11 protein-coding genes are annotated in these 9,846 nt (G+C 38.3%); all 11 read right to left on the bottom strand.

Annotated features, from left to right (window positions below):
- Window positions 1-147: 147 nt before the first annotated feature.
- Window positions 148-333 (bottom strand): hypothetical protein, encoded by a 186-nt coding sequence (locus ACCQ42_RS09465; RefSeq protein WP_410036007.1) that lies wholly within the window; start codon window positions 331-333, stop codon window positions 148-150.
- Window positions 320-751, bottom strand: a complete 432-nt coding sequence (gene sufU, locus ACCQ42_RS09460; RefSeq protein WP_106461461.1) for a Fe-S cluster assembly sulfur transfer protein SufU — start codon at window positions 749-751, stop codon at window positions 320-322. Before sufU ends, ACCQ42_RS09465 begins: the two co-directional genes overlap by 14 nt.
- A complete protein-coding gene (locus ACCQ42_RS09455; protein WP_410036006.1) occupies window positions 751-1,971 on the bottom strand; it encodes a cysteine desulfurase in 1,221 nt (406 codons plus the stop codon). Before ACCQ42_RS09455 ends, sufU begins: the two co-directional genes overlap by 1 nt.
- A gap of 1 nt (window position 1,972) precedes the next feature.
- Window positions 1,973-3,016, bottom strand: coding sequence for a SufD family Fe-S cluster assembly protein (locus ACCQ42_RS09450; RefSeq protein WP_106461459.1), 1,044 nt, complete (start codon window positions 3,014-3,016; stop codon window positions 1,973-1,975).
- Window positions 3,016-4,428 carry a Fe-S cluster assembly protein SufB gene (sufB, locus tag ACCQ42_RS09445; protein WP_106461458.1) on the bottom strand — a complete coding sequence of 471 codons (1,413 nt, stop codon included), beginning with the start codon at window positions 4,426-4,428 and terminating at the stop codon, window positions 3,016-3,018. Before sufB ends, ACCQ42_RS09450 begins: the two co-directional genes overlap by 1 nt.
- Before the next feature lies 1 nt (window position 4,429).
- On the bottom strand, window positions 4,430-5,161 hold the full coding sequence (gene sufC / locus ACCQ42_RS09440; RefSeq protein WP_410036005.1) for a Fe-S cluster assembly ATPase SufC: 732 nt from the start codon (window positions 5,159-5,161) through the stop codon (window positions 4,430-4,432).
- Between the two features lie 156 nt (window positions 5,162-5,317).
- Window positions 5,318-5,584 carry an HPr family phosphocarrier protein gene (locus tag ACCQ42_RS09435; protein WP_106461456.1) on the bottom strand — a complete coding sequence of 89 codons (267 nt, stop codon included), beginning with the start codon at window positions 5,582-5,584 and terminating at the stop codon, window positions 5,318-5,320.
- 129 nt (window positions 5,585-5,713) lie between these two features.
- The gene (locus ACCQ42_RS09430; protein WP_410036004.1) at window positions 5,714-7,120 is read right to left on the bottom strand and encodes an aminoacyl-histidine dipeptidase; all 1,407 of its coding nucleotides are present in this window, start codon (window positions 7,118-7,120) and stop codon (window positions 5,714-5,716) included.
- Window positions 7,113-8,420 carry a coproporphyrinogen dehydrogenase HemZ gene (hemZ, locus tag ACCQ42_RS09425; RefSeq protein ID WP_410036003.1) on the bottom strand — a complete coding sequence of 436 codons (1,308 nt, stop codon included), beginning with the start codon at window positions 8,418-8,420 and terminating at the stop codon, window positions 7,113-7,115. The genes ACCQ42_RS09430 and hemZ overlap by 8 nt, the downstream gene beginning before the upstream one ends.
- A gap of 76 nt (window positions 8,421-8,496) precedes the next feature.
- Complete coding sequence (locus ACCQ42_RS09420; RefSeq protein ID WP_106461453.1) at window positions 8,497-9,135, bottom strand: CpXC domain-containing protein; 639 nt, start codon at window positions 9,133-9,135, stop codon at window positions 8,497-8,499.
- 55 nt (window positions 9,136-9,190) lie between these two features.
- On the bottom strand, window positions 9,191-9,736 hold the full coding sequence (locus tag ACCQ42_RS09415) for an ECF transporter S component (RefSeq protein WP_410036008.1): 546 nt from the start codon (window positions 9,734-9,736) through the stop codon (window positions 9,191-9,193).
- Between the last annotated feature and the right edge of the window lie 110 nt (window positions 9,737-9,846).

Genomic DNA, 9,846 nt, shown 5'->3' with positions numbered 1-9,846 from the left:
CACGATTTCGCTACCCGTTCTTCTCTCCTAGATGTCGCCACCTAAAACTTCGGGGTCGCTATTAGATTCGTTGGTAACTACGCTCTGTAGGGAATTTCACCCCAGCCTGAGGACATGCCCGTCATACAAGAAAAAAGCCAAGAACTTTTAGTTCTCAGCCTTGGTTTTCTTGTATTTTACATATGCATTGGCAGTCATTAATATCGCTACTAAGAGGATTAGCCACCAAAATTTGTTTTCCTTTTTGTATTGGAGGAAGCAAAGAATGTAGACTAAGCCTACTGTGATTAGGGATGTGATAAATTCTAGGTTTTCTAGCTTATTTTTCTTCATCTAAGACTGCCCTTAGGGTGTTCCATGACAAAAGAGCACAGTTTACCCTTTGTGGCATGTTTCTGATGTTTTGGAAGGCCACTGCATCTTCTAATTCTTCTAGCTCTTCATCTGTCACATCTTCTCTTTTGATCATTCTTTGGTAGATGTCTGCCATCTTGTCAGCCTGTTCTTTGGTTTTGCCTATTAACATGTCACACATTACGGATGTGGCTGCCTGGCTTATGGCACAACCATCGCCTGTGAAGGCTGCATCTACGATTTTATCCCCATCTAATTTTAGTTGTAATACTATCTCGTCACCACAAGATGGGTTGTGGCCGTCTTCTTTGATGTCAGGATCTTCTAGGTCATGCTTGTTGGCTTGATTTCTTGAATGATCTAGGATTATCTGACTATATATTTCTTGCATATCCATTATAGTCCCATTACCTTTCTTACATTTCTAAGCTCTTTTGCAAAGATTTCGACCTCTTCCCTGGTGTTATAAATAGCAAAGGAGGCTCGGGCTGTGGAGCTTAGGCCAAGATAGGTATGAAGTGGCATGGCACAGTGATGGCCGCTTCTTACTGCTATCCCCTTGCTGTCAAGGATTGAGGATATGTCGTGTGGGTGGATGTCTGTGAAGGCGAAGGAGATTAGGGCTCCTTCTTCGGCAGATTTTGGATGAACTATCTTTATATTTTCTATGTCCTTAATTAAGTCATAGGCATATTCTGTTAGTTCCATCTCATGAGCGTGAATATTATCCATGCCAATTTCTTCTACATATTTTATCGCTTCAACCAGACCTATTACCCCACCTACATTTGGTGTACCCGCCTCAAATTTGAGGGGTGCTTTTGCAAAAGTTGAATATTCTTCATAGACATATTCTATCATATCTCCGCCTAGATTAAAAGGCTTCATCTTATCTAAAAACTCAGCCTTGCCATAAAGGACGCCTATGCCCATTGGGGCGTAGATTTTATGGCCTGAAAAGACTAGGAAATCACAATCTAAATCTCTTACATCGACCTTCTTGTGGGCTATTAATTGGGCTGCATCTACTATAGTTGTAGCACCTACTTCTTTGGCCCAGGTGATTATTTTTTTGACATCTATAATCTCGCCTGTGACATTTGAAGCTCCTGTTATGGAGACAATTTTTGTCTTATCGTTTATTTTTGCTTTTAGGTCATCATAATCTAGGGAAGCATCTTCCTTAAGGTAGGCATAGACTAGCTTTGCCCCTGTAGCCTTGGCTACCATTTGCCAAGGAACGAGATTTGCGTGGTGCTCTAGGATTGTGATTAGGATCTCATCGCCTGCCTTTAGATTGTCTAGGCCATAGGAATAGGCCAAGAGATTTAGGGCTTCGGTTGTAGTCTTGGTGTAGACTATTTCATTCCTTGATCCTGCATTTATAAATTTCTTTATGACATCTCTACCATTTTCATAAGCCTCTGTGGCTACCCATGACAAATAGTGGGCTCCCCTGTGGGGATTGGCGTTTTTGTACTTATAATAAGAATCAACAGCTTCTATTACCCTGTTAGGTTTTTGGCTAGTTGCTGCTGTATCTAGGTAGATTACATCCTTTCCTACCTTTTTTGAGTCAAGGTAGGAAAAGTCATTTCTAATTTTTTCTATATCCATATTAATGCCTGCTATTTAGCTTGTGGACTTGGTCTTTGATGTGATTTCTTAGATCTTCGTCCTCAATTTTATCTATGGCAGGGGCAAAGTTTGCCTCTAGCATCATTGATTCTGCTTGCTTTTTGCTAAAACCACGGCTCATGATGTAAAAGAGCATTTCCCTGTTCATCCTGCCCACGCTTGCGGCATGCTTGCCTGCTACTTCTCTTTCTTCATTGAGTAGGATTGGGGCAGACTTATTGATGACCTGATCTGATAGCATCATAGAATAATCTCCTATCTTGCCATCTGCCTTGGTACATCCACGTCTAAGGTCTACTATGCCCTTGAAATTCTTTTCAGCTCTTTCTTTTAAGGCCCCATTGAAGAGGGCAGATGAGTCTGTTTCTAGGCCGTAGTGCTCATTTACAGCCATTAGGTCTAGGTATTCTTCCTTGGATTTGAAGTAAATACCATCTTCTATGACCTTGGCCTTATGACCTCTTAGGATATTTCTGATGTTGACCATAGATTGGCTGGCTCCTATTTCTATATAGGTGATATCAAGCTCTGCCCTATCTCCTAGCCTTGTGGCTATGGAGTTAAGGTTTGTTGCCTCACTTAATAGATTAACAAGGACTACTAATTTCACCTTAGAGTCTTCTTCTAGATTTACCCTTATTTGTGAGTTGATAAAAACTTTTTCGGCTCCTTGGTCAGAAAAATCAACCAGGAAGGAAGACTCAGAATCCCTTCCTGCATTTATGTCTATGGCAGAAACTAGGATATTATTTTCATCATCAAGCTTAAAGTGAATAAATTCTGTATCCTTTTTATCCTTGATATCATAAGCCTTGTAATAATTTCTAAAGTCTTTGTTTTCTTTTTTTATTTCATCGCTTAGACCGTAAATTTCGCTAGCAAAAGCCGCATCTACTTTATCTAAGCTGCCTTCTGAGTTTGCATTTTCAAAAGGAATTTTTTCTATTTCTACTAATTCATAATCAGCCGAATTTAGTCCTAGGTAGGCCCAAGTTGGCTGTCTCATTTGATTTATCTTTGTCATCAGCCGTTTGCTCCTTCAAGTTCCATATCGATTAGATTATTCATCTCAACTGCATATTCTAGAGGCAAGAGCTTTGATACTGGCTCTGCAAAACCTCTTACTATCATTGACTTGGCCTCATCTTCTGGAATCCCCCTGCTCATTAGGTAAAATACCTGGCTTTGGTCAATTGAACCGATTTTTGCCTCATGGCCACAGTCTACATCGTCATTTCTAATATCAAGCACTGGTATGGTATCTGACTGGGAACCTTCTGAAATCATGAGGTTTTCACAGTCTACGGTTGATTTTGAACCGGCTGAGTTTTTCCTCATTTCAACTAGGGAACGAGTCATGGACTTACCATTGCCTGCTGTAATTGACTTGGTTAGGGCTGTTGAATAGGTTTCTGGAGCAAGGTGGATCATAGAGCAACCATTATCAATATATTGGCCATCACCTGCAAAGGTAATACCTGTATATTCTGCTCTGGCCTTTCTACCAGCAAGGACTGAAGTTGGATAAAGCATGGATACCTTTGATCCAAAGGATCCTGATACCCAAATCATCTTGCCGCCTTCTTGGATTATGGCACGTTTGGTGTTTAGGTTGTACATATTCCTTGACCAGTTTTCTATAGTTGAGAACCTTACTTCGGCATTTTTGCCGACAAAAATTTCTACTGAACCTGCGTGTAGGTTTACGACATTGTATTTTGGCGCAGAACAACCTTCTATGAAGTGAACCCTAGAATTATCTTCTGCTATTATCATTGTGTGTTCAAATTGTCCAGCTCCTGGGGCATTTAGCCTGTAGTAGGATTGGAGAGGTATATCTACCTTTACTCCTTCTGGTACATAGATTAGGGAACCACCTGACCAAACGGCACCGTGAAGGGCTGCATACTTATGAAGTGTAGGTGGGATTGCCTTTTGGAAATATTTTTTGACTAGGTCTTCATGCTCTCTAATAGCTGAGGTGAAGTCCATAAATATTACTCCCTGGTCTTCTAGGTGTTTTTGGATAGAGTGATAAACTTCCTCACTATCGTATTGGGCACCTACACCTGCAAGGCTTTCTTGCTCAGCTTGTGGTATTCCAAGCCTATCGAAGGTATCTTTTATATCTTCAGGTAGGGCTTCCCAGGCAGTTTTCTTATCTGTTGGTGGCTTGACATAGGTTGTGATATCTGCCATATCAAGCTCAGATAAGTCTGGTCCCCAAGAAGGGTTTGGTGTCTTTTCAAATATTTCAAGAGATTTTAATCTTCTCTTTCTCATCCATTCTGGTTCATTTTTCTTATCGGATATTTCGTTGACTATATCAGCATTTAGACCCTTTTCAGTGATATCTGAATAGATAAATTCATTAAAAAAGTCATAATAACCGCGGTCAATATCCTTTAGTTGGTCTTCAATATTGATTTCTTTCATATTACACCCATTCGTATCCTTCAGCTTCGATCCTATCCATTAGGTCATCGCCTCCTGAATATTTGATCTTGCCATCTTTTAGAATGTGAACATAGTCAGCCTTGATATTGGCTAAAATTTCCCTGTGGTGGGTGATGATTATTACAGATTTTTCCCCATCTAGGAAGTCTTCTATACCCTTTGATACAATCCTTACCGCATCGACATCAAGACCTGAGTCTGTCTCATCAAGTAGGGCAAGCTTTGGACTTAGCATTTGCATTTGTAGGATTTCTGATTTCTTTCTCTCTCCACCAGAAAAGCCTACATTTACATACCTATTGGCATAAGAATCATCAAGCTTAAGGTCTTCCATCTCTTTTTGTAATTTTTTATTGAAGGAAAGGATTTTTGGTTTAGAACCTGTAATTTGCTCTTCAGAAATTCTTAGAAAGTCTGATAATTTTACACCAGGAATCTCATCTGGGTGTTGGAAGGACATAAAGATACCAAGTCTAGCTCTCTTATCAACGCTAAGATCTGTTATATCTTCGCCTTCAAAATAAATCTTTCCTTCCTTAACTTCATAAATAGGATTGGCCATGATGGCATTCATAAGGGTTGATTTACCTGATCCATTAGCCCCCATGACTACGTGGACCTCGCCCTTTCCTACCTTAAGGTCAATACCCTTTAATATATCTTTATCTTTCGCTGAAACGTGAAGATTTTCTATTTTTAATAATTCAGTCATATCTACCTCTTTATACTTCTCTTTTTTTCTACTCTTAAATCATACCTTTTTACTAGGGATTATCAATAAACTTCCACTAATCACAATACCCCAAAGGGCACAAAAAAACGAGCCCTTGCTCGTCTTGATGTTTGTTAGTAAGTAAGTATTTATATGCTAATAGTTATTTAGCTTATTTTCTACTAAATCTATTAGCGATTTAACGGCTTCTTCTTCTTCGTCGCCTTCTGCTCTTATGATTATGTCATCGCCTTTAGAAGCACTCATGCTCAGAACTGACATGATAGACTTGGCATTGTATGACCTGCCTGCTTTTTCGACACTTATATCACAAGGAAATTGAACGGCTTGTCTTATAAATATGGATGCTGGTCTAGCATGTAAACCAATTTCATTTGAAAGCGTTACTTTTTGTTCGTACATGATACCTCCTTCGTCATATATTCTTTTCCCTAATATAAGGATACTCGAATTTTGTTAATTTGCAAACGATTTTATAAAAAATTAAAATATAGCTGAAACCCTCGCAGATTTCAGCTATTGCTAATTTAACTAAATTCTTTCAAGTAATTCTACTAGGAATTTGTAGTTATTTGCTACTGATTCTATATTTACCCTTTCTGCTGGTGAGTGGGCACCTTCTATATCAGGACCGAAGGAAATCATCTCTGTATCTTTGAGGGTCTTTTTGAAAAGTCCGCATTCTAGGCCACCATGAGTTGTAGAAACTTCCATTTCATCTCCGTGAACATCCTTCCAAACTTCTTTTGCAAGATCGATTATTGGAGAATCTTCCCTTTGCCAGCCAGAATATTCACTTACAACTTCAGCTTTACCGCCAAAATATTCTACAAGGAGGGCTTGTTTTTTGGCCCAGTCTTCCTTTTGAGAGTCGATTTCTGACCTATTCATGAGGTTGACAAAGATTGAATCTTCCCTATCTTCTAGAAGGCCAAGGTTTGAGCTTGTGACAATTGATCCGTCTACCTTTTTATATAGACCATCGTGGATTGTGTACAAAAAGTCAATAATTCTCTTTGAAAGGTCTTTGCTTAGGACCTTGCCAACAAAATTAGCTTCTTTTACCCAAATTTCACCATCTGGATCTACATCCTTGTATTCGTTTCTAACCTCTGCAATTCTCTCATTGATTAACTTTATTGCCTCATCCCTATTAGCTACTGCAAATACAGCACTTGCTGCTGATGGGATGGCATTTCTCTTAACTCCACCATTTGCCCTTGCAATTTGTAGGCCATCTATGCCTTGAATAAGGCGAGCTAGAGTTTTTATAGCATTTAGCCTAAATTCATCTATTTCCATACCTGAATGGCCGCCTGCAAAGCCTTTTAGGCCAACTTCTACAAAGTCTCCTTGGGAATCTTCATATTCTTTAGGGAAATTTACTTCAAGGTCAAGACCCCCTGCACAGCCTACAGTTAGGATTCCTTCTTCTTCAGAATCTATGTTGATTAGGTATTTGGCTGTAATTTGGCTAAGGTCAAGTCTGCCTGCACCACCCATTGAGGTTTCTTCTTCTGTTGTGATAATCGCCTCAATTGGGCCATGTTTTAGGGAATCATCGTCTAAAACAGCCATGATAAAGGCAACACCTATGCCATCATCTGCCCCTAGAGTTGTTCCATCAGCTGTAATCCAGCCGTCTTCTTCAATTAGTTTGATTGGGTCTTTTTCAAAATCGTGATCGCTTCCTTCAACTTTTACACAAACCATATCCATGTGGCCTTGAAGGGCAACTATTGGATGATCTTCGTAGCCTTTAGATGCAGGCTTTCTAATAATCACATTTAGGGCCTCATCTTGGCTTACTTCTAGGTTTCTTTCCTTGGCAAAATTTACAAGAAAGTCAGATACTTCCTTTTCATTGCCGCTTTCTCTAGGAATTTCTGCTAATTGTCTAAAAAATTTAAATACGTAATCTGAATAAGCTTTATCCATTTATATCCTCCAAATATTCTTTAATCATCTTATTTTTGGCCCTTAAAATCTCATCAAAACCCTGGTAATAATCTCTTAAATTTCTAGGATTTCTGAATTTATTTCCATTTTTAAGCTTGGAATTGGCATTCATGCCCAGGCCAATAATATTTGAGATTTCTTCATTAATAATAATATTATACCTCTGCGATGTATTATTTCTTTGATAACCGACATTTTCGAGGTTAGATACGATATTTTTTTGCCTATAAAGATAGTAGGGCTTGTAGGAAAATTTCCTAGTAAATTCATCAATTTTTTCTGAAATTATAAGGGCTTGGTCTCTCTCACCAGCCAAATCTTTCTCCTTATACTTTGACCCAGATTTTATAGCAAGGGCGTGGAAGGTGATATTATCCGGTAAGAGTTCTCCTAGGATTTTAAAATTCTTGGCAAAATCTTTCGAACTTTCTCCTTCTAGACCTATTATAAAGTCCATATTTATTATAAAGCCAAGGTCCCTTGCCTTTTTATAAATATTTAGGAAATGGTCATAATCATAGGGCCTGTTGAGAGATTTTAGGATATTTTTATTAAAGGTCTGAGGATTTAGGGAAATCCTATCAACTCCTCCTGCCTTTAGGACCTCAAGCTTGGCCTTATCAAGCGTATCTTCCCTGCCAGCCTCAAAGGTAAATTCCTGGTAGGTAAATTTATTATTTATGGCAGCAAGCAAATTGATAGTCTCATCTGCCCTCAAAAACGAAGGAGTACCCCCGCCTATATAAATTGAATCAAGATCTCTTGGAAGGTCGATTTCTTCTATTTCTCTAATTAAATATTCCACATAGGCTCCCCTATCGTGGTGGGGACCAACTAAAGTCGGATAGGAGCAATAATCACACCTAGTGGGACAAAAAGGGATATTTATATAAAGGCTAAAGACTTTCTCATCAAAGGATAGCCTTTCTTGTTCGCTCTTAACCTCTTCTAAGAGCCTAATTTTCTCATCTGAGACCTTGTAGGTCTCTTTGATTTCTTCTAAACTCTTAGCTTTTAAAAGCTTGGAGGGCTTTGATCCTGTAAGGGTCCCCCAAGGTGACTCATAGCCAGTAAGGGCCGATAAGATTTCATACAAAGTCCTCTTTAGACTCTTATTATCAACAAAACTATAGACCTTGCCCTTGTAGAAAATTTCTTCATGGCCAATAGCTAGGTCAAAATCATCCTCGGTAAAAATTATGTCTTCGTGGTCAAAAAATATATTTAGGATGTCATATACGATTTTTCTTTGTTTTTTTTCTTCTAATTTTATCTTCATAGGAAAATTATACAAAATATTCAAAAAAAGACCAGGCTAATCAAATAGCCAAGTCTTTTTAAATGATTAAAATATTTTATTTAGCCCTTAAAAATTCCTCTGCCCAGGACCTATCTATCAAATGATTTAGGTCTTTTTTGATGATTTCCCCGTAATTATTTACGATTGTATCATATAGGGTTTGTGAAAAATCTAGGCTTGCCCCTACATTGAGGGCTGTTTCTAGGTAGAATTTATTGTCTGCCCCATAGTAGAAGCTTTTGATTTGTTCTACCTTATAAGCAAAGTCATCGGAATGGACTAGGAAATATTTCATAAGCTCAATTACCCTATCATCAAGGCCTTTTTCGAAGATTAAAATCTTCTCCTTGAGGGATGGATAGTCATAAGTTATTCTTAGCCTGTGCTTATAAAGCTCGTTTTTCCTATCTAGGCCAATTAGGCCAAGGGATGTGGAAAAGGCTAGCCTTGCCTTCTTGTCGATGAAGTCTGGGTCATTTATAATCATAAAAGACTTTGACTCATCTGTATAGGCAAAGCGGTAGTTTAGGATAAAGGCCCTGCCACATTCTGGACAAGTCATTTCCCCAAATTTCCCCTCTAAAATCTCATTTCTTTCTGGCTTATCAGCAAAAATTGCTGTTGGCAAGTCTTTTTCAAAGTTTACCCCACACTTGGGACAAGCTATTTCAAATCTTTTCTCTCTTCTTTGCATGTCTAATCTCCTTATCTTGGGCTACTTATTATTAATATTTACCCAATTTGGGAGACTAGTCGTCAAATTTTACAGCTTTTAGGAGAGGAATAGCCAATATTGATGCTATGATTATTGAAATAACCGCATTTGTAAGTGATACTCCTGCCTTTTGGATTACTTCTGCCATAGTCGCTTCTAGGGTTAGACCAAGGATAAATTTATTTTTAATAAAGGTCTTACCTAGGTATAAAACCACATAGGTGATTTGGCCTAAAATTGATCCGATAACAATTTTTGGTTTATCTACAAGTTCTTTCCTATTTTTGTAAATCATGCCTGCTACAAAGGCCATGGCAAATTTAGTGATAAAGGTAGCTGGAGCTGATGTGAAGTAAACTGGGTCAAATAAGTCAAATAAAGCTGAGCCCACACCTGCTGCAAGTCCACCATTGACTGGACCTAAAAGAAGGCCTGCTAAAAGGCAAAATACATTTCCCAAATGAAACCTAGTTTGTCCAAGAGGAGTTACTATTGGAATTTGGAAAAACCTTGAAAATATGTACACTAGAGCTGTAAATAAACCCATGTATACGAGTTTCTGAGTAGTAAGTTTTTTCATAATAATCCTTTCTTTTCTATGCAATATTCTATCCCTCCTACTATACCACATTTTAGTAATTTGTTAAAATAAATATAAAAAAGAAGCTAAATTTAGCTCTTAAAAGTCTG

Origin of the sequence: Anaerococcus kampingae (genome assembly GCF_046365475.1) — a bacterium.
In the GTDB taxonomy this organism is placed as follows: domain Bacteria; phylum Bacillota; class Clostridia; order Tissierellales; family Peptoniphilaceae; genus Anaerococcus; species Anaerococcus kampingae.
The sequence above is the reverse complement of the archived record's forward strand: the minus strand, read 5'-3'. Positions and strand labels throughout refer to the sequence as shown.